This is a genomic window from Bartonella sp. HY761 (assembly GCF_026743145.1).
In the GTDB taxonomy this organism is placed as follows: Bacteria; Pseudomonadota; Alphaproteobacteria; order Rhizobiales; family Rhizobiaceae; genus HY038.
In genome coordinates this window covers 1,175,192-1,198,862 of the sequence record NZ_CP104887.1, presented here as the reverse complement: position 1 = coordinate 1,198,862, position 23,671 = coordinate 1,175,192, and the positions used below count along the sequence as shown (strand labels likewise).

General features: G+C 41.6%; 20 protein-coding genes and 1 pseudogene. 12 read left to right on the top strand and 9 right to left on the bottom strand.

Annotated elements, in window-relative coordinates:
• Window positions 1-4 precede the first annotated feature (4 nt).
• The 8 genes from serS to N6A79_RS05035 all read right to left on the bottom strand — a co-directional run bounded on the left by serS (window position 5) and on the right by N6A79_RS05035 (window position 8,151).
• A complete protein-coding gene (gene serS, locus N6A79_RS05070) occupies window positions 5-1,285 on the bottom strand; it encodes a serine--tRNA ligase (protein WP_268547244.1) in 1,281 nt (426 codons plus the stop codon).
• Between the two features lie 74 nt (window positions 1,286-1,359).
• Window positions 1,360-2,196 (bottom strand): twin-arginine translocase subunit TatC, encoded by an 837-nt coding sequence (gene tatC, locus N6A79_RS05065; protein WP_182419193.1) that lies wholly within the window; start codon window positions 2,194-2,196, stop codon window positions 1,360-1,362.
• Window positions 2,189-2,860 (bottom strand): Sec-independent protein translocase protein TatB, encoded by a 672-nt coding sequence (tatB, locus tag N6A79_RS05060; protein ID WP_268547243.1) that lies wholly within the window; start codon window positions 2,858-2,860, stop codon window positions 2,189-2,191. The genes tatC and tatB overlap by 8 nt, the downstream gene beginning before the upstream one ends.
• A 162-nt stretch (window positions 2,861-3,022) precedes the next feature.
• Complete coding sequence (locus N6A79_RS05055; protein ID WP_182419191.1) at window positions 3,023-3,256, bottom strand: twin-arginine translocase TatA/TatE family subunit; 234 nt, start codon at window positions 3,254-3,256, stop codon at window positions 3,023-3,025.
• A 129-nt stretch (window positions 3,257-3,385) separates the two neighbouring features.
• Window positions 3,386-4,057, bottom strand: coding sequence for an SMC-Scp complex subunit ScpB (gene scpB / locus N6A79_RS05050; RefSeq protein ID WP_268547242.1), 672 nt, complete (start codon window positions 4,055-4,057; stop codon window positions 3,386-3,388).
• Window positions 4,050-4,856, bottom strand: coding sequence for a segregation and condensation protein A (locus N6A79_RS05045; protein ID WP_268547544.1), 807 nt, complete (start codon window positions 4,854-4,856; stop codon window positions 4,050-4,052). The genes scpB and N6A79_RS05045 overlap by 8 nt, the downstream gene beginning before the upstream one ends.
• Window positions 4,857-4,944: 88 nt before the next feature.
• Window positions 4,945-5,970: a beta-N-acetylhexosaminidase gene (nagZ, locus tag N6A79_RS05040; RefSeq protein WP_268547241.1), complete on the bottom strand. Its 1,026-nt coding sequence runs from the start codon at window positions 5,968-5,970 to the stop codon at window positions 4,945-4,947.
• A 99-nt stretch (window positions 5,971-6,069) separates the two neighbouring features.
• Window positions 6,070-8,151 carry a molybdopterin oxidoreductase family protein gene (locus N6A79_RS05035; protein ID WP_268547240.1) on the bottom strand — a complete coding sequence of 694 codons (2,082 nt, stop codon included), beginning with the start codon at window positions 8,149-8,151 and terminating at the stop codon, window positions 6,070-6,072.
• A gap of 268 nt (window positions 8,152-8,419) precedes the next feature.
• Between N6A79_RS05035 and N6A79_RS05030 the strand changes: the two genes are divergently transcribed.
• The 12 genes and pseudogenes from N6A79_RS05030 (at window position 8,420) to N6A79_RS04975 (ending at window position 21,114) form a co-directional block, all read left to right on the top strand.
• Window positions 8,420-9,124, top strand: coding sequence for a L,D-transpeptidase (locus N6A79_RS05030; RefSeq protein ID WP_182419187.1), 705 nt, complete (start codon window positions 8,420-8,422; stop codon window positions 9,122-9,124).
• 214 nt (window positions 9,125-9,338) lie between these two features.
• The gene (nhaA, locus tag N6A79_RS05025) at window positions 9,339-10,616 is read left to right on the top strand and encodes a Na+/H+ antiporter NhaA (protein WP_268547239.1); all 1,278 of its coding nucleotides are present in this window, start codon (window positions 9,339-9,341) and stop codon (window positions 10,614-10,616) included.
• 230 nt (window positions 10,617-10,846) lie between these two features.
• A complete protein-coding gene (locus N6A79_RS05020; protein ID WP_268547238.1) occupies window positions 10,847-11,524 on the top strand; it encodes a tetratricopeptide repeat protein in 678 nt (225 codons plus the stop codon).
• Between the two features lie 3 nt (window positions 11,525-11,527).
• Entirely contained in the window at window positions 11,528-12,958 is a 1,431-nt protein-coding gene (der, locus tag N6A79_RS05015) for a ribosome biogenesis GTPase Der (RefSeq protein ID WP_268547237.1), read from the top strand.
• Between the two features lie 1,190 nt (window positions 12,959-14,148).
• A pseudogene (locus N6A79_RS05010) lies at window positions 14,149-14,778 on the top strand (cell wall hydrolase); the annotation flags it as partial.
• Window positions 14,779-15,179: 401 nt separating this feature from the next.
• The gene (locus N6A79_RS05005; protein ID WP_268547236.1) at window positions 15,180-15,560 is read left to right on the top strand and encodes an AtpZ/AtpI family protein; all 381 of its coding nucleotides are present in this window, start codon (window positions 15,180-15,182) and stop codon (window positions 15,558-15,560) included.
• 24 nt (window positions 15,561-15,584) lie between these two features.
• Window positions 15,585-16,343 (top strand): F0F1 ATP synthase subunit A, encoded by a 759-nt coding sequence (locus N6A79_RS05000; RefSeq protein WP_182419654.1) that lies wholly within the window; start codon window positions 15,585-15,587, stop codon window positions 16,341-16,343.
• 74 nt (window positions 16,344-16,417) lie between these two features.
• Window positions 16,418-16,642 carry a F0F1 ATP synthase subunit C gene (locus N6A79_RS04995; protein ID WP_182419182.1) on the top strand — a complete coding sequence of 75 codons (225 nt, stop codon included), beginning with the start codon at window positions 16,418-16,420 and terminating at the stop codon, window positions 16,640-16,642.
• Window positions 16,643-16,763: 121 nt separating this feature from the next.
• Window positions 16,764-17,324 (top strand): F0F1 ATP synthase subunit B, encoded by a 561-nt coding sequence (locus N6A79_RS04990; protein ID WP_182419181.1) that lies wholly within the window; start codon window positions 16,764-16,766, stop codon window positions 17,322-17,324.
• Window positions 17,325-17,336: 12 nt separating this feature from the next.
• The gene (locus N6A79_RS04985) at window positions 17,337-17,816 is read left to right on the top strand and encodes a F0F1 ATP synthase subunit B (protein WP_182419180.1); all 480 of its coding nucleotides are present in this window, start codon (window positions 17,337-17,339) and stop codon (window positions 17,814-17,816) included.
• Between the two features lie 418 nt (window positions 17,817-18,234).
• Window positions 18,235-19,644 (top strand): FAD-binding oxidoreductase, encoded by a 1,410-nt coding sequence (locus N6A79_RS04980; RefSeq protein WP_268547235.1) that lies wholly within the window; start codon window positions 18,235-18,237, stop codon window positions 19,642-19,644.
• Between the two features lie 150 nt (window positions 19,645-19,794).
• Window positions 19,795-21,114 (top strand): MFS family transporter, encoded by a 1,320-nt coding sequence (locus N6A79_RS04975; RefSeq protein ID WP_182419178.1) that lies wholly within the window; start codon window positions 19,795-19,797, stop codon window positions 21,112-21,114.
• A gap of 260 nt (window positions 21,115-21,374) precedes the next feature.
• Here N6A79_RS04975 and rnr read toward each other — a convergent pair whose 3' ends face one another.
• A complete protein-coding gene (gene rnr, locus N6A79_RS04970; protein WP_268547543.1) occupies window positions 21,375-23,621 on the bottom strand; it encodes a ribonuclease R in 2,247 nt (748 codons plus the stop codon).
• Window positions 23,622-23,671 lie beyond the last annotated feature (50 nt).

Here is a 23,671-nt window from a genome sequence, read left to right as displayed (position 1 = left end):
GATATTAAAGGGCAGCAATACGCGTGACACCGCCCATATAAGGAATAAGTGCATCAGGAATAATGACGCTACCATCTTCTTGCTGATAATTTTCAAGTACGGCAATAAGGCAACGTCCCACAGCCGTTCCCGAACCATTTAACGTGTGGACAAATTGCAAGGTCTTTTCACCTTCTACCCGATAACGGCTATTCATACGACGCGCTTGAAAGTCACCACAAACCGAACAACTAGAAATCTCACGATAAGCATTTTGACCAGGCAACCAAACCTCAATATCATAGGTCTTTTTAGAACCAAAACCCATATCGCCCGTACATAACACAACCGTACGGAATGGAAGATCTAAACGCTTTAGCACTTCTTCTGCACATTCCGTCATACGCTCTAATTCAAGCAATGAAGAATCACGATCAGTTACTGCCACCATTTCAACTTTCCAGAACTGGTGCTGACGCAGCATACCGCGGGTATCACGACCAGCAGAACCCGCTTCTGAGCGAAAACAAGGTGTTAACGCGGTAAATCGTAAAGGTAATATGCTTTCGTCCAAAATCTCTTCACGCACCAAATTAGTAAGCGGCACTTCCGCTGTAGGAATAAGCCAGCGACCATCAGTGGTTTGAAAAAGATCTTCCGAAAATTTTGGTAATTGCGACGTACCATAAAGCGCATCATCACGGACAAGAATAGGTGCTGACACTTCACGGTAGCCATGTTCATTGGTATGAATATCAAGCATGAATTGGCCAAGCGCTCGCTCAAGACGTGCCAACATACCAGATAAAATGGTAAAACGCGCACCAGACATGCGCCCTGCCCGTTCAAAATCCATACCGCCTAATGCTTCACCAATATCAAAATGCTCTTTTGGTGCAAAAGAAAATTCGCGCGGCGTGCCATATTTACGCACTTCAACATTGGCACTTTCATCAGGACCAACTGGCACATCATCAAGCGGGATATTAGGTGTACGAGATAAAACATCTTCAAGCGCCTGATTTAAACGGCGCTCTTCTTGTTCGGCTTCACTAAAGGCCGACTTTAAAGCTGAAACTTCTTCCTTTAGCTTTTCTGCACGTTCTTTATCGCCACTAGCCATAGCTTGACCAATTTCTTTTGATGCAGCATTGCGGCGCTCTTGCATTTCTTGCAAGTTAAAGACATGGGCACGACGCTGGGCATCAAGAGCTATAATTTCTGCAGATTGCGCAAGTGCGCCGCGTTTTAGAAGTGCCTCATCGAGGCTTTGCGGATTTTCTCTGATCCATTTAATATCAAGCATAAATTTTCACCATATAATAAAGCTATTTATTTGAAGAGAAACATCAGGTCTTAGTTGATAGAGCAAATATTCAATTAAGCACTACTATCGTTGTCTGCTTTTCGTCCTCGTTCAATCATGCGTGCAATAATAATCGATATTTCGTAAAGGAGCACCATTGGAAGTGCAAGTGTAATATGACTCAATACATCGGGCGGAGCGACAATAGCCGCAACAACGAACATAGCAACGATTGCATAACGGCGCTTACTGGCAAGCCCTTGCGCTGATAATATACCAACTTTCACCAGTAGACTTGTGACAATTGGCATTTGGAATATTAAACCAAAAACCAACACAAAAGAAATCACCCGTCGCAGATATTCTGATACCTTGTTCAACAAAACAATCTTAGCGGCACCATGCAAATCACCGCCCGCCGGCGCTACTTGCTGCATAGACAGTGCAAGCCAACTTACCATCGGCGTTGCAAGATAATAAGCGACCGCTGCGCCGACCAAAAACAATAAGGGACCAGCTATTAAAAATGGTAAAAATGCATTGCGCTCATTTTTATAAAGACCAGGCGCAATAAAACGATAAAGCTGTATAGCAATGACAGGAAAGGCAATAACCACACCACCAAAAGCGGCAATTTTAATCTTTGCAAAAACAAATTCAAATAAATCAGTATATATCAAGGTCAAGTTAGCAGGGTCATCACCATGCCAAACCATCGCCCATTGCATCGGGCGGACAATAAAATTAAAAATATCGACAGCAAAAGCAAAACATAAAACAAAAGCAACCATGAAGGCTGCGATGCACCAAATCAGTCTTGAACGCAGCTCATTCAAGTGATCCATTAAGGGTGCAGCACTATCATCCATATCTTCTGTTTTATCTGCTGCTATTTTTTTACTCTCACTCATCGGAACTTTGCGCCCCATTCTTATTATTGATTATTTGACCCAATGGCACCGATTTTACGGATCGCTCGACATAATAGGCGGCTTTTTTTCCATGACTATTGCGTGAAAAACGCCCGCTATTATGCTTCAAACGATGCTTACGCAACGGACGCTTCATTTCAAAGCTCGCATGATGTTTTACAGCCTTGCCTTTACGTCGCGATGAAGCATCAAATGCGTAATGATCTTGCTGATTTACACTTTGTGGCTTATCGCTCATCAGATAATTATCGTCACCTTGGTAATTTTCCGGCGGCAATAAATTGCGACTATCCAAAATTGCTTGATCTTCAAGGGAGGGAGACGCAATACCTTTTAATGCATCACTCGTTTGGCTTAGTGATTGTTTCACATCTTTGGCAGCATCACGAAATGGATCAAATACCTGCGTAAGACTACGTCTTGGATCAAGATTGCGAACCTCATCAAGCGCTGATTTTACATCATCAAGCTCTGCTTCTTTCATTGCATCATCAAATTGTTGACGAAACTCTGCTGCAGTACTACGCATTTTTGCAGTTGCTTTCCCAAAAGAACGCATCACCTTTGGCAAATCTTTTGGTCCAATTACAATTATTGCCACAATAGCAATAACTAAAAATTCAGACCAACCAATTCCAAACATCAACAACCCTCATGCAGCAATAAATATTGTTCAGCTATAACCACTTAATAAAATTACTTATATTAGTGAATACAACTAAATAGTAAAGATGACCAAATATTCCAACCGAGCAACATTACATGCAGCATGAATCACAAGCCCAAAAGCTGCAAATTTTTAATATTATGATACTTTATCATCAACCGAAGATTTATTGGTATCTACCGTCTCACCAGTTTTAGCATCAATCGTTTTTGTAGCAGCTTGCTTCTCATCTTCATCATCCTTCATACCGGACTTGAAATTTTTAATACCTTTTGCCACATCACCCATCAAATTAGGAATTTTAGCACTGCCAAACAATAACAGCACAATTACTAAAACAACAATCCAATGCCAAATAGAACCGAAACCCATTTGCGTCAATTTCCTTATTTCAACAATTCAACTTTAACACTTTAGAAGCTTTTTATCCAAGTTTCAAACGCTACTATTCAAATTTGTTAATTTTATTAGCCTATATCAATAGTAATTGATCTAAAAAGCTTATTCCATATCTTTAGGCGGTAAAAGCCCAAGCTGCTCCAAGTCAATATCCTCGTAAGGGTCCTCTTCAAGACTCAATTCATCTTCATGAACGGATGGAATCGGTATCGTGAAGTTTTCAGGCAAACGCGAGGATAATAACCCCGCCCCTTTCAACTCCTCCATACCCGGCAAATCGCCAATATCGGGCAAAGTGAAGTGATCGAGAAAATCTTGGGTTGTACCATAAGTGACGGGTCTACCGGGTGTTCGTCTTCGACCACGAATTTTTATCCAGCCGGTCTCCATCAAAACATCAAGTGTTCCTTTTGAGGTTTCAACGCCGCGTATATCCTCAAGTTCCGCACGCGTTACCGGCTGATGATAAGCGATAATTGCCAACACTTCTAAGGCTGCACGTGACAGCTTTCGCGCTGTTTGTTCTTCCTTAGATAACAAAAAGCTTAAATCAGGAGCAGTACGAAAAGCAAATGCATTGCCAACAAGGCACAAATTAACACCGCGACCACTATAGATTTCAGTTAGCTCGTTAATTATAGAATCAATATTGCTATTTTTTGGTAATCGCTCCGCCAAAGCATTGCGCGAGACGGGCTCGGATGATGCAAAAAGAATTGCCTCCACCATCCGTAACAGCAAAGGCGAATTGTCAAATTTGGGCTTTTCAACCATTGCTAAGCTGTTCCCTATATTCATCTCTATCGTCTTGTTTAACACGCATATAAAGCGGTAAAAAAGCCCCACTTTGCCGCAGCTCTACCTGCCCTTCACGCACCATTTCAAGACTTGCTGCAAAAGCACTGGCAATTGCTGTCTTGCGCTCTTTGTCATCACTGATAAAACGAAGCAAATATTGATCAAGCGCCAACCAATCATGTGAAAGATCACCCACCATACGGCTTAAAATTTGCCGAGCATATTTAAGTGGCCAAACCTTACGGTTGCCAACTTCAACGTGACTGACCGCTTGTCGCTGCCTTATTCCGGTATAGGCCGTTAACAACTCATACAGTGTCGTATTGAAACGATTTTTTCGCTCAACCACAACCATTTCTGGCGCGCCACGTTTAAAAACATCACGCCCCAAACGATTGCGATTAATCAATTTACCAGCAGCATCGCGCATGGCTTCCAACCGCCGCAAGCGAAATTGCAACATTTCCGCCATTTCTTCACCACTTGCTTCTTGCTCCCCTTGTTTTTTAGGAACCAATAGCCGTGACTTTAAATAAGCAAGCCAAGCAGCCATAACCAGATAATCAGCCGCCAACTCCAATCTTACTTGTTGCGCTTGTTTGATAAACTGTAAATATTGATCAACCAACGCGACAATTGAAATACGGGTTAAATCAACTTTTTGCGTGCGCGAAAGATGCAAGAGAAGATCCATCGGCCCCTCAAAGCCTTGGACATCCACCACCAATGCCGGTTCACTCACACCGCGCGTTTCATCATCCCACCATTCGCTCATGGGAGGTGCATCAGATTGCGGTGTTTTTCCAGCTAAAGCCAAATAACAAATATTCCTTATAGCCTATTGATTAAACGAGATAAAATAATTAAAAATTTAGCGTTTCTGGAAAAAATTTGGCAAATTCTTGCCGTAGCTCTTTTTCATCCGCTGCTATCGTATTTACAACAAAACTTTCGGCAAAAGCAGCTCTTTGCGCGACTTTTCCCTGTAAATATGGACTATTTTCAGCAACTTCCAACATTTCGCTAAAATTACCATTACAATGCAAAGCCACATCACACCCAGCTATAAATGCTTGCTGAGCTAAATCACCTATCGTTCCAGATAGTGCTTTCATGGATAAATCATCGGTCATTAACAAGCCATCAAAGCCTATATCGCCGCGAATAATATCAGAAATAACTTTTGATGATAGGGTGGCCGTTTGCTCTTGATCAATTGCCTCATAGACAACATGGGCTGTCATTGCCGTCGGCAAATGCGCTAATTGCTTAAATGGGATAAAATCTGATTGGTTTAATTCATCAATATCGGCTTCTACCCGCGCTAAAGCCAAATGCGTATCACACATGGCGCGACCATGGCCAGGTATATGCTTCATAACCGGTAAAATACCACCATCAATAAGCCCTTGCGCTGCAGCTTTACCCATTGCAGTGACAATTTCAGGCTTATGGCCATAAGCACGCGAACCAATAACATCATGACTGCCAGCAACCGGCACATCTAAAAGCGGCAAACAATCAGCATTAATCCCATATTTTTTTAAATCAAAAGCATGAAGCCGCGACATTAGCCAAGCTGCGCGTAAGCCCTGATCTTGATCTTTATTGTAAATATCACCAAGAGCTGCTGCCGTTGGATAATTAGGGGCGAGTGGTGGACGTAAACGCTGAACTCTTCCGCCTTCTTGATCTATAAAAATCAAAGCATTTTCATTATTAGATGTAAGTCTTATATCATCAGTAAGTGCAGATAATTGATCGCTATTGTCAATATTGCGTGCAAATAGAATAAATCCCCATGGCTTATGCTCTTTAATAAAGGCACGCTCTTGATCATTTAATGACAGACCTGCAACGCCGGTGATAAATGCTTTACAATTTTCCATCTAATATTCCTTTGGCACAAGCCCAATGCTGATTCATTAAAACTGCATAAATGCCGTTATGTTGATTGAGATTCTATTAATCCAACAATTTTAATTTGCTCATTTTTTAACCCACACACTAATATCATGAACCGCTAAACCACCATTAGGTGCAGGTGACTGTGCGCCTGTTAAAGTATTTATGCCCTCGCCATCAATAAATGCACTATTAGGAAAAATACCAGGAGATATAAGCACTCCGCGTTGCACCCCAGCAAAAATCTTAGCATGCAGCCGCACGTCCCCACGTGCATTACCGATTGCAACAATATCTCCATCTTCAATATCTAGCGCTTTGGCATCATCTGGATGAATATAGAGTTCCGGCCGCCTCTCTTTTTGTAATGATGTTGGCGTTTCAGCAAAAGTAGAATTTAAAAAATTATGCGCGGGCGATGTTGCCAACCGAAATGGGCAATCTTCACTGATGCGCTCAAGGTTATCCCATTGATCTGGAAATTGCGGCATTTCTTGCCAATTTCCCTGATACCCCATTGAAGCTGGCGGACGGTTAGGAAAATGCTCATCAAGCCAATTTACTTTAAAGTGAAAGCGTTTATCATCCCAACCAAAGCCATTGATAAAATGCGCTTCATCAAAAGATGGCTGCACATCATACCAGCGTTTTTCCTTCAACTCCTCAAAACCAACAAAACCACTTTTAACCAATAAATCATCAATCAATGTTTTTTCGTCAAAATCAAACCCTTTAAAACCAAGGCGCTGTGCAAGTTGGTTAATGACAAACAAATTAGGTTTTGGCCCTAAAGGTGGCTCAATCAATTTTGGTCCAAGAATGATATGTTGATGACCACCACCACAATAAATATCATCATGCTCGACAAACATAGTTGCAGGTAGAACAATATCAGCAAGCTTTGCCGTATCCGTCATAAATTGTTCATGCACAACAGTAAAAAGATCATCTCGCATAAAACCTTGCCGAATAAGGCGTTGTTCAGGAGCGACATTAACCGGATTGGTATTTTGAATAAAGAGCACGTTGACTGGAGGGCCACCATAAAGCGTATCTTTATCCCCACAAAGGATGCGACCGATTTTTGATTGATCGAGGCTGCGAATAGTAGGGTCAGCCAATTTTTTTCCAGTAATCTCATCACGATTTAACACATAAATATCAGAGTTTGAAAAAAATGCCCCTCCTCCTTCATATTGCCAAGAGCCAAGTACAGCAGGAATAGAGAGCGCCGCATGCATAGCAACAGCGCCATTGCGTTGACGGGTGAAGCCAAAACCAAGGCGAAAGAAACAGCGCTTGGTCACACCAATCAGCTTGGCAAATTCTTCAATTTCCGCAACACTCAAACCAGTAATTTTGGCAGCCCATAATGGATCCTTATTAACAACGTGAGCCGCAAGTCCAAAAGGGTCATCCGTATAGGCTTTCATATAGGCGTGATCTGCATAACCATCACGAAAAAGCACATGCATCACCGCACAAGCAAGTGCCGCATCGGTTCCAGGCTTTAAGATAAGCCCAATATCAGCTTGTTTTACCGTTGCTGTTTCAAAAACATCAATCGCAACAATCTTTGCTCCACGCTCTTTACGCGCGCGTACTGCATGGGTCATCACATTAACTTGCGTAGCTGCAGCATTGGTGCCCCAAATAACAATACAATCGGATTTTTCCATTTCACGCGGATCAACACCTGCAATACGCCCTACCCCAGCAAAATAACCGGTCACCGCAGTGTTGGTACAAAAAGTAGAAAACTGCTTGGAAAAATTTCCTGCAAACCGCAACCGATTAATCGAATCACGCTGCACCAAGCCCATTGTGCCAGCAAAATAATAAGGCCAAACCGTTTGCGACCCCAATAGTTCAACTTGCTCAGTTATTTTTTCTGCAATACTATCTAGCGCTTCATCCCACCCAATAGCTTGCCATTGCCCCGCACCTTTTTTACCGACACGTTTTAAAGGTGTTAATAACCGCTCGCTATGATGGACACGCTCAGCATAACGGGCAACCTTGGCACAAACCACCCCGGCAGTATAACTATTATCTTTCGATCCTCTTACCCGACCAATACGATTATCTGCCAATAATTCTATATCTAAGGCGCATGTCGAGGGGCAATCATGAGGACATGCCGAATGTCCTATACGCAAATTCATTTGAAAATTGCCTCTCTTAAAACCGACAAAATTGATAACTTAGGACTTATAAATCACAAGCAATATTTTGATGATAACCAAGCTATTACCAATAAATAAGCATAATAACGTGAAACTTTTTGTGATCATACACGTTTATTTCAAATGATTAAGAATTTTTTTCATAATTATCTATAAAGGTAATCGCCAACAAGTTAATGACAAATTCTTAAATTAGCCAAATTCACAATTATGCAAAACAATTTCTATCCGAATCAAGGTCGAAGTAATGTCAGGTAAATTGAGCCGAAGAATATTTATGCTTTCTGCACCGCTTGCATTAGGTGCATGTAGTGCAACAGGACGCCGCATTGCTGATGCAACCCCAGTGCCAGCAAAAAAAATTAATCCCTATTATCTTGAAATGTACGGTGCAATCGACAGTGAACCTTACCCTGTCAAAGCTTCAGATATCAGTAAAATAGACCCAATCTATTGGCGACAAATTGTTGCTTATCCAAGTTCTTATACGCCAGGCACTTTAGTGGTCGATCTTAATAATTATTTTTGCTATTTTGTCATGGAAGACGATCAAGCTATCCGTTATGGGGTCGGCATTGCAGAAAATAATACCCTAAACTTTAGCGGAGATGCGATTATCGGTCGTAAAGCAATGTGGCCATCTTGGACACCAACCCCTAGCATGATGAGAAGATTGCCGGAGCGTTATGGACATCTTGGCGGCGGCATGGCACCTGGCCCACAAAATCCATTAGGCCCTCGGGCGCTTTATCTTTACCGTAATGGTCGTGATACTTTGTTCCGCTTGCATGGAACCACGGAAGAATGGAGTATTGGTAAAAACGTATCTTCTGGCTGCATCCGTTTTCTATTTCAAGATATCATCGATCTTTACAACCGCGTTACCGTGGGTAGTAAAGTTGTCGTTATTCCTCGCACTACAGATCACCAACAAGTCGCGCAACAAATCTAGCTCAAAAGCCTAGCCGAACGCATTAGACTTTAAACTAGCCATGGGAAGAAGTTCTTTCCCATGGTTGAAATGATAGAATTCAATTTATTTTCTCCTATGAGAAACGGTTGAATAAACGAAAAAACATCTTATAATTAATGCAAGGGTGTCAATTAGAATAATCTATTGGCAGGAATTTTCTTGGTCGGGCCGCTGAGAGAGCGGAGCTTTACTTATGGACCACCAAGACCAACCATTGAAATCTGTGACAACACCCCATTTCATTGCCAAAATTTATTTTTGCATTTTAATTCAAATAAAAAAGCTTATGCACTTGGAAGCTTTTGCAGGTGTCCTTTTAATTGCCGCCGCAGCTATTGCGCTATTTTGGGCCAATTCATCTTTTTATACAACCTATGTTGGTTTTTGGCATACAAAGCTTGGTATTTCATTAGGCAAGTTTTCTTTAAATTGGGATCTACATTTTTGGGTCAATGATGTCTTGATGACATTTTTCTTTCTTATTGCTGGTCTTGAAATCAGAAAAGAAATTCATAATGGCGCACTTTCAAGCATTAAACAGGCAACATTGCCGATTATTGCAGCCCTTGGCGGTGTTTTAGTACCAGCTCTCATCTATATGCTGTTTAACACAGATCCAATTAGCCATCACGGTTGGGCAGTTCCAACCGCTACAGATATCGCCTTTGCTGTTGGTATTCTAGCACTCCTAGGGCGTTCCTTGCCGAGCAATATTCGCGTAGTTCTGCTTTCACTGGCGATTATTGATGATATTATCGCCGTACTTATTATTGCAGTTTTCTATTCCAATGGCATTGACGCTTCAGCACTGCTAATTGCTGTTGCAGCTATTGGTCTTATCTATATTTTTCATTTCTTTGGTATTTCATCAGCTTTTGCTTACGCATTGCCAGCAAGTGTGCTTTGGTTTGGCCTCTGGAAAACCGGTATACACCCCTCTCTCGCGGGTGTTATTCTTGGTCTTTTAACGCCAATTATTTACCAACCTTTACAGCTTGGTAAAGACAATAAGCCCTACAAAGCCTTGATAAATCCGCTCGCGATTGTTGAAAAGCATCTTCATCCTTGGGTTGCGTTTTTCATTATGCCGGTTTTTGCGCTTGCCAATGCAGGAATTTACCTTGGCGATATCAATCTTTCCGCTAATGGCACATTCGGGATAACTATGGGAGTCATGGCAGGCCTTATAATTGGCAAGCCGCTCGGCATTATTTTAACCAGTTTTATCGCAGTTAAATTGGGTGCTTGCCGCCTGCCCCCACAAGTTGACTGGCGCGCCATGATATTAGTTGGTCTACTGGCTGGCATCGGCTTTACCATGGCTATTTTTGTTGCCATGTTAGCGTTTAGCAACCCTGAACAATTAGCAAGCGCTAAAATTGGAGTCTTATTGGGTTCAGGACTATCAGCAATTATTGGACTATTTTATGGTTTTTTATATTTAGGTTATATCAAGCAAGAGCAAAATTAGCATGATGCATTTAAAATCCAATTCATTACCAAAAGCCAATGCTCGAAAAGAAGATTTTTCAAATTTATCGCAATTTTAACAAGCTATCCTTAGAAAAAAGCTTTGATGAAGCGGTGGAATGAGCAAAGTTCGATGAAAAATAATTCAATTGCAAAAAATAGCTTTGCTATTGCCGCATTTATGCTTAAAAGCTATCTTTAATGAGATAAATTACCATAGAGAGTTTTGTAATGGCAGAAGACGACAGCTTTATTCGCGAAGTTAACGAAGAAATTCGTCAAGAAAAAGCACGTGCTTTATGGGGCAAATTTGGTCCAATGATAATTGGCGCGGCTGTCGCCCTTGTGCTTGGCACTGCTGTTTGGCAAGGTTATAGCTATTGGCAAAATAAAAAGGCCGGAACTATCGGCGATGCTATGTTAACAGCCGAAAGCTTTGTCAAAGGCGGTAAAGTTGATGAAGCAATTGCAGCATTAAAGCAGATTGAATCCTCTGATTTTGGCGGCTATCCTTCACTTGCCCAAATGCGTGAAGCGGGGCTAACCTTGGAACAAGGCAACAAACAAGCAGCTGTTGCTATGTTCGATAAAATCGCTCAAAATAGTGATACACCAAGCGCATTAAAAGATATTGCTAGTATTCGCGCAGCTTATATATTAGTTGATACAGCGGATTTTAATGAATTAAGCCAACGTGTTACTGTTTTTGCATCTGATAATAATCCTATGCGGCTATCAGCGCGCGAAATTTTAGGACTTTCGGCATGGAAAGTTGGCAATTTAGCTGAAGCTAAAAACTATTTTGAACAAATTATTAATGACAGTGAGAGTGCTGGCAGCGGCGTAGCAGCCCGAGCTCAACTTATGTTGAGCTTGATCAATAGCCGCACAGAAAGTGCAAAAGGCTAATTTATGGCGCTTACAATCGCTATTATTGGAAGACCCAATGTTGGGAAATCCACTTTATTTAATCGTCTTGTTGGTCAAAAGCTAGCAATTGTCGATGATACACCAGGCGTCACTCGCGACCGCCGGCATCACGCCGCGCGTTTACAAGATTTACGTTTTGACATTATTGATACCGCCGGGCTTGAAGAAGCTGCCAATGACACGCTTGAAGGCAGAATGCGGGCGCAAACACGCGCGGCTATTGAAGAAGCAGATCTTATTCTTTTTGTATTGGATGCAAAAGCTGGCCTTACGCCAGCCGACACAACATTTGCGTCGCTTGTACGCAAATCAGGTAAGCCAATTATTCTTATTGCCAATAAATCCGAAGCAAAAGATGCAAATGGCAATTTTTATGATGCTTGGAAATTAGGCTTTGGTGAACCATGTCCTATTTCTGCCGAGCATGGTCTTGGCATGTCAGACTTGCGTGATGCCATAGTTGAAGCGGTTGGCTCAGAAAAGGCATTTGAAAAAGAAAAAGAAGAAGAACGCCTCAAAATCGAATCTGCTTCCATTGGTGACGACATTGAAGATCCAGATGCTGAAGAGCCAGAATATGACGATACAAAACCGTTGCGTATCGCCATTGTTGGCCGCCCAAATGCTGGCAAATCGACATTGATTAATACCATGCTTGAGGAAGACCGTTTGTTGACCGGGCCTGAAGCTGGCATCACCCGCGATTCTATCTCAGTGGATTGGGAATGGCGCGGTAGAAAAATCAAACTTCATGACACAGCAGGTTTACGGCGTAAATCTCGCGTGCAAGAAAAGTTGGAAAAGCTTTCGGTTGCCGATACTTTAAGAGCCGTTCGCTTTGCCGAAGTGGTCATTGTTCTTTTTGATGCAACAATTCCTTTTGAAAAGCAGGACTTACAGATTGTTGACCTTATTATACGTGAAGGTCGCGCACCAATTATTGCTTTTAATAAATGGGACTTAATCGAAAACCGGCAGGAAACCTTAACCGAATTACTAGAAAAATGTAGTAGGCTTCTGCCACAAGTTCGCGGTTTACGGGCTATTCCTATTTCGGGTGAACGCGGCCAAGGCATTGATAAGATGATGGAAAATGTTGAAATGGTTCACCGTATATGGAACCGGCGCATTTCTACAGCAAAACTTAATCGTTGGCTTGGTGGGATTATTACCCACCATCCACCGCCTGCAGTATCCGGCCGCCGGTTAAAAATTAAATATATGACGCAGATTAAGACAAGACCACCAGGCTTTGTTATATCTTGCTCGCGTCCTGATGCAATGCCACAATCCTATTTACGTTATCTTATCAATAGCCTACGTGAAACTTTTAAGATGCCCGGCGTTCCGATAAGGCTATCAATGCGCAAGCCGGATAATCCTTTTGCAGGACGCGCTAAGAAAAAGCATTAAGCAAACTTCTATAGCCTAGATAAAAAGCGCCATTGCTGAAAAAGCATTGGCGCTTTTTTGATTTGCCGAACAGTTAGCCGAAGAAAAAATGCAATGGCGACTTTCAATATTTTATTGAAATTAGATAAATTAATTTACTTATCTCTTAAGTGACCTCAATATTTATAGTTAATATCCATAATTATTTTTTTTAATTAAAAACACGATATCAATAATTAAATTTAATAAGGCGCAGCATTCTTTTGAACTTTTTACTTAATTAAGACGTCATGCAGCAAAATCTAATAAAAAAACACTCGCTAAATTTTCAACAAATCCCTCTATTCCCCGCACTTTAACAATCACATACAAAAAATTTATTTTTTTCGAAATTAATTATATACGAACCCGTTAACCAATGTTATTAACCTTTTGTTCGCTCGAACACACATTGTTAACCTTAAATAAATTTTACTATTGCATTCTACCCAAATCATAAGGGTGGAAACATTGTGATTCTATCCCCAACTTATTTTGTCTATTGCGCTGGAGTTTATGCGGTGAGTATTTTTCAAAACTTTTTTGGCCATCAATCGCCTAAGAATCACGTTGAATACCGTCTCACTGCACCTGCAAGTTATCATATGCCAGAGGGACGCTATTATGAAGCACCTTTGATGCTACCTGAAAAGCGCTCACCTACTCGCTACCTTTTTCCACTAATCCTAGGCGCTGGCATTTCAATTATTGGAATGTCGACACTGCAAAAACAAATGACTGCGCCGCTTGTTGCAGCTAATACAACGCTTTTTATCAGCACTCCCACCGTTACGAAAAATAAAAAAGCAGATCGCGTCTTACAGTCAGATAATGTCGCTGAACTAAAGGCTAGTCGGCAGCGCTTTAATGAACAAGTGCGAATATCAGCCACCTTTACCGACACTGCATTTGCTCAACCCTACAGCATGCAGTCAGGGGAGCTTTCAAGCGATCAACGAATTAATAGCGCCGCAAAACAAGCTTTTATGCCGCGAAAAAGCAATGATTTACGTCTTGTTTTAGCTGACACTCAATTGGATCGCAGTATAAAGCTGCCAACAATCTCTCAGCTAGAACAACAGCATATTGCTCGTCTTGTTCCGCCCGAGAAAGCTAAGGATCAATTCCAAATTGCACTTGGGATAATTCCAGTGCCTAAACGCAAAGAACTTCCCAAACTCGCAGTTCCTGACATGCTAGCTTCATTGGTTACTAACGATAAGCCTGACATTCTTGCTCTTGGCTACGCGCCAGCCAATGCTGGGACAGCTAAAGAATCTCCTTTTGATTCCATCTTGACTGATGCAGAAAAAACTGCAGGACGTTTTATTCCACCAATTGGTCCTAAAGACCATGCGTGGGCTGCCACACCTTTACCTGCATCTTCATTTACCGCCAAAGAACAAAAATGCCTCGCTGAAGCTGTTTATTTTGAAGCACGAGGCGAGACATTAAAGGGGCAAGCTGCGGTCGCACAAGTTGTCCTTAATCGGGTTAGAAATCCCTCTTATCCAAATACTGTTTGCGGCGTTGTTTATCAAAATGTTAACTGGCGCAATCGATGCCAATTTTCTTTTGCATGTGATGGGAAAAAGCATCTCGTCACAGAAAAGCGCCATTGGCGCATTGCACAAGACATTGCTAAGGCCGTTTCAGCAGGACAAATCTGGTTGCCTGAGGTTGGCTCTTCGACCCATTATCACGCCGTTTACGTACGCCCAAACTGGGCAAGTTCTATGTATAAAATGGAAAAAATTGGATTACACATATTTTACCGAACAAAAAATGGCGGATGGGGTTGATTTCCCTCAAACATCGCAGAACGTGTCAAAGATGCCTTTAATCAAACATTTTAAAATATTTGATTAAAGGTATGTATTGCACATTTTTTCAAGATTTTTGATGCCAAGGAATCATTTTAATATTATTCTACCTCCCAACACCCAATCCATAGATGAGAAACAATCACACAAAAAAGAAAACAAAAAATATTATATGTCTATATTTCGGGCTAGATAATGAAGCCAATTTACTGCATTCAAAAATTTTTTCCCGCTGTTTCTCAAATTACTGCTAAAAAACTATGCTATTCTCTGTGTTAGAGCTACTTTCAAGCCTTGACGAATTGCTCCAGTAACAATATGTTGCGCGCAACCTAAAAGGTTAAAGCTAGTACGTTGCCACTCATTGATAGGGGACATTCATGGCCAAAGGGAATCAGCCTGAAAAGCCACATAGTGATACCATTAATGAGCATCAACACTCAAACATGACGGATTTGGACGAACGCAAACATCGCCTAGAAGAGGCTTTGATTAAAAAGGGAGCGTTTAAACAACCTGAACCAGAGAAAACACCGCCTAGCTCAAGCTATGCTATAAAGCTTTCAAGCGAATTTTTAGCAGCAATAGTTGTTGGTGTCGTTTTGGGTCTTGGCTTTGATCAATTAATTGGTACAAATCCTTGGGGATTAATTGTTTTTCTCTTTCTTGGATTTGCCGCTGGCGTTATGAATGTTTTACGTTCTGTAGGCATGATAGAGCAAAGCTCTATTGGCAAACAGAAGAACAATAAAGATAATTAGGCCAAAAGGCCGATTTGACTGCTTATTAAGGAGGCAACGTTGGATCCTATTCATCAGTTTCAAATAATAGATCTGATCCATATTAATATCGGTAGTTGGAATTTATCATTTACCAATGTATCCCTTTTTATGGTTATAACTATTGTCGCCTCAGCAGCATTTTTGCTTTTGACCTCTTCAAGCCGTGGTCTTGTGCCAACACGTGGACAGTCGGTCTCAGAAATGGCTTATGAATTTGTGGCAAATACCTTGCGCGAATCTGCTGGAACACAAGGCATGCGGTTTTTCCCGCTCGTATTTTCCTTGTTTATGTTCGTATTGGTTGCCAACTTCATTGGTCTTTTCCCTTACTTCTACACTGTTACAACTCAAATTATGATCACTTTTGGTTTGGCGATGCTCGTTATATTGACCGTTGTATTTTACGGTGTATTTAAGCATGGCGTTGGCTTTTTCAAACTTTTCGTTCCTAAAGGTGTACCAGCGGTCATTGTACCAATTGTAACAATCATTGAAGTTATTTCGTTTTTATCACGTCCCATCAGCCTTTCAGTTCGTTTGTTCGCCAATATGTTGGCAGGCCATATTACGTTGAAAGTGTTTGCAGGTTTTTGCGTTGGCTTAGCTGCAATGGGGCCAATTGGTTTTGGCGGCGCTATCTTGCCTTTGGCAATGAATGTCGCTATTACAGCACTTGAATTTTTGGTTGCATTCTTGCAAGCATATGTGTTCACAGTATTGACCTGTATGTATCTCAACGATGCAGTGCATCCTGGTCACTAACCAACCGGCGGTCAACCGCCACATTCCAATATGCGCATAAACCATCAAAAGCGCTTTATTCAAAGGAGAATTTTATGGAAGCGGAAGCAGCAAAATACATCGGCGCCGGTCTAGCCTGTTTTGGTATGGCAGGAACAGCTCTTGGTCTTGGCAACATTTTCGGTAGCTATCTTTCAGGCGCATTGCGCAACCCATCAGCTGCTGACAGCCAGTTCGGCCGTCTTGTATTTGGTTTTGCTGTGACAGAAGCTTTGGGCATTTTCTCATTGCTCGTTGCTCTTATCCTTCTGTTCGCATAATCACATTTTAAAGATGTGCCCTTTAACTCGGGCACATCTTTCAAGCTATAATTCCAGATTATATCAGATTACACTTCGATAAACCGATTAAGGTTTATTGCTTCTATGAAGGATGAATTGGATGTTCGTGTCCTCAGCTTTTGCACAAGGCGTTGAATCCACTGCAGAGCATGCCTCAGCTGGGCATGGTGGCAGCAGTTTCCCTCCCTTTGATTCGACCTATTTTGCATCCCATCTTTTTTGGTTGATCATTTGTTTTGGTCTTTTTTATATTTTTATTGCAAGAATTGCTGTTCCACGCATAGGTTCTGTCATTGAAAATAGACGCGATCGTATCGCATCTGATCTAGATCAAGCCGCCCGTATGAAACAAGATGCAGATGCTGCTGTTAGCGCTTATGAAAAAGAACTTTCGGAAGCACGCGCAAGAGGCCTTGTTATTGCACAAGCTGCTAATGATGAAGCAAAAGCAAAGGCTGAACGGGAACGTAAAACCGTAGAAGCTGAATTAGAAGAAAAATTAGCTGCTGCAGAAAAGCGCATTGGTGATATTAAAGACCGTGCAATGCAAGATGTTGGCCAAATAGCAGCTGATACAGCGAAACAAATTGTTCAAGATTTTATTGGCAGCGAGGCAACTGCTGATTCTTTAACTAAAGCCGTTAAATCAGTAAGCGAATAAGAGGAGAACATAATGACCGATACTTTTTGGGCCCTTATTGCGCTTGTACTATTTTTGGCGATTTTAGCCTATTTAAAAGTTCCAAGTTGGATTGGCAAAGCCTTAGATGCACGCTCGTTACGCATATCTGAAGAATTGGAAGATGCTCGCCGCTTACGTGAAGATGCACAACAGCTTTTAGCTGAATATCAACGCAAGCGTTCTGAAGCGGAAAAGGAAGCCGCTGACATTATTGCAGTTGCGCAACGCGAAGCAGTTGCACTAACAGAAGATGCACGTCGCAAGACCGAAGAATATGTAGAGCGCCGCAATCGTTTGGCCGAGCAAAAAATTTCTCTTGCTGAAGCCGATGCAATTGCTGCAGTACGTTCCAAAGCTGTTGATATTGCAATCGCAGCTGCCGGAAAAATAATTAGCGAAGAATTAGACAGCAATAAATCAGATAAATTGTTTCATAATTCGCTAGAGCAAGTTAAAACAAAACTTAATTAAGTTTATTTTTTGAAAATAAAAAGCCGCCCAGTGGGCGGCTTTTTTGATTTTATTAACTTTATTTATAAAACGCCCTTCCTAAAAATAACATCCACAACAAGCCATGAGTTACAAGTTGTATCGAAATTTAAAACAGTTGGATATTATAGATAACTTGGCTAAGCCTCGTAAAAAGCCAAATCTACCTGACTTTTCGTATGACGAATAATTCTCAATGGATGTTTTAACCTTTTAGTCTTTTTCACATAAATGCTGAATGCACGTCTAACGGCAAAACTGGTTAGGAGTGAATGAAAAAATTTTTAAAGATTTTTAATTACTGTTAAAGTCAACGCTTTTCATATAGCTTTACCATGACTACTTTAAACGCTGGCACCTATGCCAATATTAGCAACTTTTTTGATTTAAGAGGTAAAACATGACACCAGATTTAATCGAGCGCTTTGTTGCTATTGTTGGTAGTAATAACGCAATTACGGATCCCGATATTTTAAGCTCTTATTTAATTGAGCAGCGTGGGCTTTATCACGGCAAGACGCCGCTTTTATTACGCCCGCAATCTACTCAAGAAGTCTCAAAACTAATGCAGCTTGCCAATGAAACAAAAACCGCCATTGTTCCGCAAGGAGGCAATACTGGTCTCGTCGGCGCCCAACAGCCTGATATAAGTGGCAACCAAATCATTATTTCATTAGCGCGGCTCAATAAAATTCGCTCTATAGATGTGGAGGGGAATCTTATATTGGCAGAAGCAGGCGTTATTTTAAAAAATCTACAAGAAGCTGCCGATGATGCCAATCGACTTTTTCCGCTTTCACTTGGTTCTGAAGGTTCATGCCAAATTGGCGGCAACTTGTCGTCGAATGCTGGTGGTACTGCCGTGCTATCTTATGGCAATAGCCGGGAATTATGTCTCGGTGTTGAAGTTGTATTGCCTGATGGCCGCATATTGGATGATTTACGCCAAGTTAAAAAAGATAATAGCGGATATGATTTAAAAGATCTTTTTATTGGTGCCGAAGGTACGCTAGGTATTATTACAGCGGCAGTGCTAAAACTATATCCAAAGCCACGCGGCAAAGCTGTAGCATATGTTGGCGTAAAATCGCCTTTTGAAGCGCTTAAGCTTTTTACTATTGCCCATGATAAGGCGAGTACTATGCTTACGGGGTTTGAATTAATGCCGCGCATAGGACTAGAATTTACGATCGATTACAACGCTAAAAGTCGCGATCCATTCTCTGCGCCTTACCCTTGGTATGTGTTGATTGATATTTCCTCTCCCCACTCAGATAGTGAAGCACGCCAATTCATTGAAGATATTTTAAGTGAAACCTTTGAAAAAAATATTATTCTAGATGCGGTTATTGCTAGCAATAAAACACAAGAGAACGAATTCTGGACTATGCGTGAAGAGATGTCACCGGCTCAAAAAAAACAAGGTGGCTCGATTAAGCATGACATCTCCGTTCCTGTAGCTTCAATTCCAGATTTTATTGCTGAAGCGGGCGAATTGGTTGAAAGCCTTATTCCTGCGGCTCGCATCGTCTGCTTTGGCCATATGGGTGATGGCAATCTTCACTATAATATCACTCAACCAATTGACATGGATCGGCAAGAATTTTTGTCCAAATGGGCTAATGTTAATCATCATGTTCACACGCTTGTTATGCGCTATGGTGGTGCCTTTTCTGCAGAACATGGTATTGGCCAACTCAAAAGACAAGAACTTATTGCCTTTAAATCCCCAGTCGCTATCGATTTAATGCGAAAAATTAAATCAGCCTTTGATCCAAATGGCATTATGAACCCGGGAAAAATGTTATAAGCTTATAACTTATATTTGTACTTTAGCATGTTGATAATGATTAATTTCGCAAATATTGTTAAATATGGCGCAAATATGGCTATTCTATTATTGCAATATGGCAGGCGATCAATAATAAAAATATAGAATAATTCTTAGGAGGACACAGATATGCACTCACATGAAGCTGATTCACATCAGCCAGACCCGCATGATACACGTAAAAGAATTTATGCAATTGTATCGAGCGCCTCTGGCAACCTAGTTGAATGGTATGATTTTTACGTATATGCATTCACATCAATTTATTTTGCTGCGTTATTTTTTCCATCAAACGGCGACACAACCCAAGAGCTATTGAAGGCAGCAGGCGTTTTCTTTGTTGGCTTTCTTATGCGCCCCATTGGTGGCTGGTTATTTGGTCGCATCGCCGATAAATATGGGCGCAAACGCTCATTGCTTATTTCCGTTTTGATGATGTGCGCCGGTTCATTTTTAATTGCGCTTTTGCCGACTTATGAAACAATTGGCATATTAGCACCAATTTTTCTTTTGCTTTTGCGTATGTTACAGGGACTTTCCGTTGGCGGCGAATATGGTACGACGGCAACTTATATGAGTGAAGTAGCACTTAAAGGTCGTCGCGGATTTTTCAGCTCATTCCAATATGTAACTCTCATTGGTGGTCAATTATTGGCCTCACTGGTGGTGTTTATTCTTGCTAGCTATCTGGATGATGAGGCTTTGAAAAGCTGGGGTTGGCGCGTTCCATTTTTCATTGGTGGTTTAGCAGCAATTGTGGCGCTTTACTTGCGTTCAAACCTTCATGAAACTTCAACAGAAGAAACACGCACAAGTAAAGAAGCAGGTAGCATTGTCGCTTTGTTGCGCAATCATGGCAAAGCATTTTTATTGGTACTTGGTTTTACAGCTGGCGGTTCTTTAACTTTTTATACCTACACTACCTATATGCAAAAATTCTTAGTAACAACTGCAGGTTTTGAGAAACATGCTGCAACAACTTTGATGACCGCAGCTCTTTTTGTTTTCATGATAATACAACCATTTTTTGGTATGCTTGCAGATCGTATCGGAACCAGAAAATCACTGCTTATTTGGACGGTATTATCGATCATCTGCACAATTCCCGCGTTAAAAATCATTGGCAGCGCAACATCGCCCTATGTCGTTTTTTTTACCATTGTGGTCATGCTCGCCATTACTAGCCTATACACCTCAATTAGTGGTATTGTTAAAGCTGAAATGTTCCCCGCTTCAGCTCGGGCGTTGGGGGTTGGTCTGTCTTATGCGATTGCAAATGCAATTTTTGGTGGTTCGGCTGAAACCGTTGCACTTGGAATGAAGCAACTTGGACATGAAAACTATTTCTATATTTATGTAACAATCATGATGGTCGTTGCATTTATCGCCGCACTGCTCATGCCTGATGCTCGCAAAAAAGGCTATTTGCAAGGACATGGTATCCACTAAATGAGCGCAATTTGGCCATGAATAGCTGCAGTTATATTAGCTAGAGCTATTTAATTTCAAAAAAAGCTCTAGTTATTTTTGCTATATTTTAAACAAAAATCTTACTGAAATTGCTAAAATAATTAAAAAAAGCCGCAACAATGTAATATTGTTGCGGCTTTTTTAATATTTATGATGAAATAATCAATATCGAGATTTTAACCAGTAAAACGATGGGCTTTTCTTGTTACAATTGGAACAGAAGCCCAAAAGCATTTTTATCACCTACGGCGGCGGCCCCGTTGCGGCTTTTGCGCCATGTTACGGTTTCTTTTGCCTGTTTTATGATGAGAAAGCATTGAGAATGGTAATTCTTGCGGCTTAGTCAACATCTCAAAGCGTAAAGCACCCGCAACCGGCAAGGCTTCAACCAAACGCACAGATACAACGTCACCCATTTGGAAACCTTTTTGGCTGCGCTCTCCAACCAAAGCATGACGGGCTTCATCATAAAGGTAATATTCAGCGCCAAGCGTTGATATTGGTATAAAGCCATCAGCACCATAAGGATCAAGCTGGACAAATAAACCTGACTTAGTCACACCGGTGATACGGCCTGAAAATTCAGCATTTATTTTATCGGCAAAATAATGCGCTATTAAGCGGTCGGTTGTTTCACGTTCTGCTGCCATAGCACGGCGTTCTGTTTGCGAAATTTGTGCCGAGATTTCGCCAAGCTGCTCTTCCTCACGATCAGTCAAACCATCATTGCCTAGCTTTAACGCCTTGATAAGCGCGCGATGCACAATTAAATCCGCATAGCGGCGAATAGGTGAGGTAAAATGCGCATAATTATGCAGAGTTAAACCAAAATGACCAATATTATCTGGACTATATTCAGCTTGAGCTTGCGAACGCAAGACGACCTGATTAACCAAATCCTGCTGTTCGCTGCCCTTTACCTTACTCAAAATGGCATTAAACTTAGATGGCGTAAGGTCAGCACCGCGGGCAAGCGGTAAGCCAATTGTTGCCAAAAATTCACGCAAGCTTTCTTGCTTAGCAAGCGATGGCTGGTCATGAATTCGGAAAATTAATGATTGACCTTTGCTTTTCAAGGTTTCTGCAGCAGCGACATTGGCAGCAATCATACATTCTTCAATTAAGCGATGCGCATCAAGACGCAATGGAATATAAACATCCTTAACGCGCCCTTCTTCATCAAGAAGCAGCTTCTTTTCAGGTAAATCAAGGTCCAAAGGCTCACGCTTGTCACGCGCTTTTTTAAGGCTATCATAGGCCTTCCAAAGCGGCTTCAAGATTGTATCAATAATCGGTGCGGTTTTTTCATCCAACACCCCGTCAATTGCTTTTTCCGCTTGTTGATAGCTTAACTTGGCATGGGAGCGAATCATTACTCGATGGAAACTGTGGCTTAGCTTGTGACCATCCTTATTATAGACCATACGCACGCCCATAGCTGGGCGCTCTTCACCCTCACGCAGCGAGCAAAGATTATTAGAAATCCGCTCTGGCAGCATAGGCACAACGCGATCGGGAAAATAAACGGAATTGCCGCGTTTTAATGCCTCCCTATCCATTGCCGAATTAGGACGGATATAAGCAGAAACATCAGCAATAGCTACCATAACAATGTGACCATGTGCATTGGCCTCATTGCTGTCTGGCTCAGCATAAACTGCATCATCATGATCTTTAGCATCATGGGGATCAATCGTTACAAACGGAATATCGCGCCAATCTTCGCGCCCTGCTCCATCTTTACAATCAGCCATGACTACTGGCTTAACATTTTCAGATTCCTGCAAAACCTCTTCAGGAAAAATATGCGGTATGGAATGAGCGTAGATTGCAATCATTGAAAGTGCTTTTTCACTTTCAATACTACCCACCACTTGCCGCACCATGCCACGTTTTAAACCATAGCGGCTATCACGACCAAGTGTCACTTCAACAAGATCATTTTCCTTGGCATTTTCTAATGATTGCGGATCAATAAGAATAGGATCTTGCTTGCGATCAACCGGCTCCAACCGCCATTCGCCTTTTATCTCGCGCAACACACCAAGAACAGTACTATTTTTCTTGTCCACTTTACGAATAAGGCGCCCTGTATAAGCAGGGCCTTTTTCTTTAGATGGAAAAACTTTAGCGGTGATACGATCACCAACACCAATAGCAGGACCACCGGCGACTTTACCGGCGCGCAATAAAACAATCGGCGGCTCATCATCATGCCAATCGACAGGTCGACCAAGTAATGAACCATCTTTATCGCGACCAAAAATATCCAGCACTGCAACCGGCGGTAAACTACCCTTAGAATGAATAGTTTTACGCCGCTTTTCAATAACCCCATCATCAGCCAAACTGCGTAAAAGATTTTTCAGCCAAATGCGGCCTTCGCTTTTTAAACCAAAGGCTTTGGCAATTTCACGCTTACCGTTACTTCCTGGATTATCAGAAATAAATTGCACCACATCTTCGCGGCTTGGTAGATGAACCATTGCCTTATTAGGACTAGATTTGCTGTTGCTTTTCTTTGGTTTTTTAGCCA

Bases quoted from the DNA above. Each gene is read 5' to 3' on its own strand.
- serS (WP_268547244.1), bottom strand. From the start codon at position 1,285: ATGCTTGATATTAAATGGATCAGAGAAAATCCGCAAAGCCTCGATGAG.
- tatC (WP_182419193.1), bottom strand. From the start codon at position 2,196: ATGAGTGAGAGTAAAAAAATAGCAGCAGATAAAACAGAAGATATGGAT.
- tatB (WP_268547243.1), bottom strand. From the start codon at position 2,860: ATGTTTGGAATTGGTTGGTCTGAATTTTTAGTTATTGCTATTGTGGCA.
- N6A79_RS05055 (WP_182419191.1), bottom strand. From the start codon at position 3,256: ATGGGTTTCGGTTCTATTTGGCATTGGATTGTTGTTTTAGTAATTGTG.
- scpB (WP_268547242.1), bottom strand. From the start codon at position 4,057: ATGGTTGAAAAGCCCAAATTTGACAATTCGCCTTTGCTGTTACGGATG.
- N6A79_RS05045 (WP_268547544.1), bottom strand. From the start codon at position 4,856: ATGAGCGAATGGTGGGATGATGAAACGCGCGGTGTGAGTGAACCGGCA.
- nagZ (WP_268547241.1), bottom strand. From the start codon at position 5,970: ATGGAAAATTGTAAAGCATTTATCACCGGCGTTGCAGGTCTGTCATTA.
- N6A79_RS05035 (WP_268547240.1), bottom strand. From the start codon at position 8,151: ATGAATTTGCGTATAGGACATTCGGCATGTCCTCATGATTGCCCCTCG.
- N6A79_RS05030 (WP_182419187.1), top strand. From the start codon at position 8,420: ATGTCAGGTAAATTGAGCCGAAGAATATTTATGCTTTCTGCACCGCTT.
- nhaA (WP_268547239.1), top strand. From the start codon at position 9,339: ATGGACCACCAAGACCAACCATTGAAATCTGTGACAACACCCCATTTC.
- N6A79_RS05020 (WP_268547238.1), top strand. From the start codon at position 10,847: ATGGCAGAAGACGACAGCTTTATTCGCGAAGTTAACGAAGAAATTCGT.
- der (WP_268547237.1), top strand. From the start codon at position 11,528: ATGGCGCTTACAATCGCTATTATTGGAAGACCCAATGTTGGGAAATCC.
- N6A79_RS05005 (WP_268547236.1), top strand. From the start codon at position 15,180: ATGGCCAAAGGGAATCAGCCTGAAAAGCCACATAGTGATACCATTAAT.
- N6A79_RS04995 (WP_182419182.1), top strand. From the start codon at position 16,418: ATGGAAGCGGAAGCAGCAAAATACATCGGCGCCGGTCTAGCCTGTTTT.
- N6A79_RS04990 (WP_182419181.1), top strand. From the start codon at position 16,764: ATGTTCGTGTCCTCAGCTTTTGCACAAGGCGTTGAATCCACTGCAGAG.
- N6A79_RS04985 (WP_182419180.1), top strand. From the start codon at position 17,337: ATGACCGATACTTTTTGGGCCCTTATTGCGCTTGTACTATTTTTGGCG.
- N6A79_RS04980 (WP_268547235.1), top strand. From the start codon at position 18,235: ATGACACCAGATTTAATCGAGCGCTTTGTTGCTATTGTTGGTAGTAAT.
- N6A79_RS04975 (WP_182419178.1), top strand. From the start codon at position 19,795: ATGCACTCACATGAAGCTGATTCACATCAGCCAGACCCGCATGATACA.
- rnr (WP_268547543.1), bottom strand. From the start codon at position 23,621: ATGGTTCATCTACCAAGCCGCGAAGATGTGGTGCAATTTATTTCTGAT.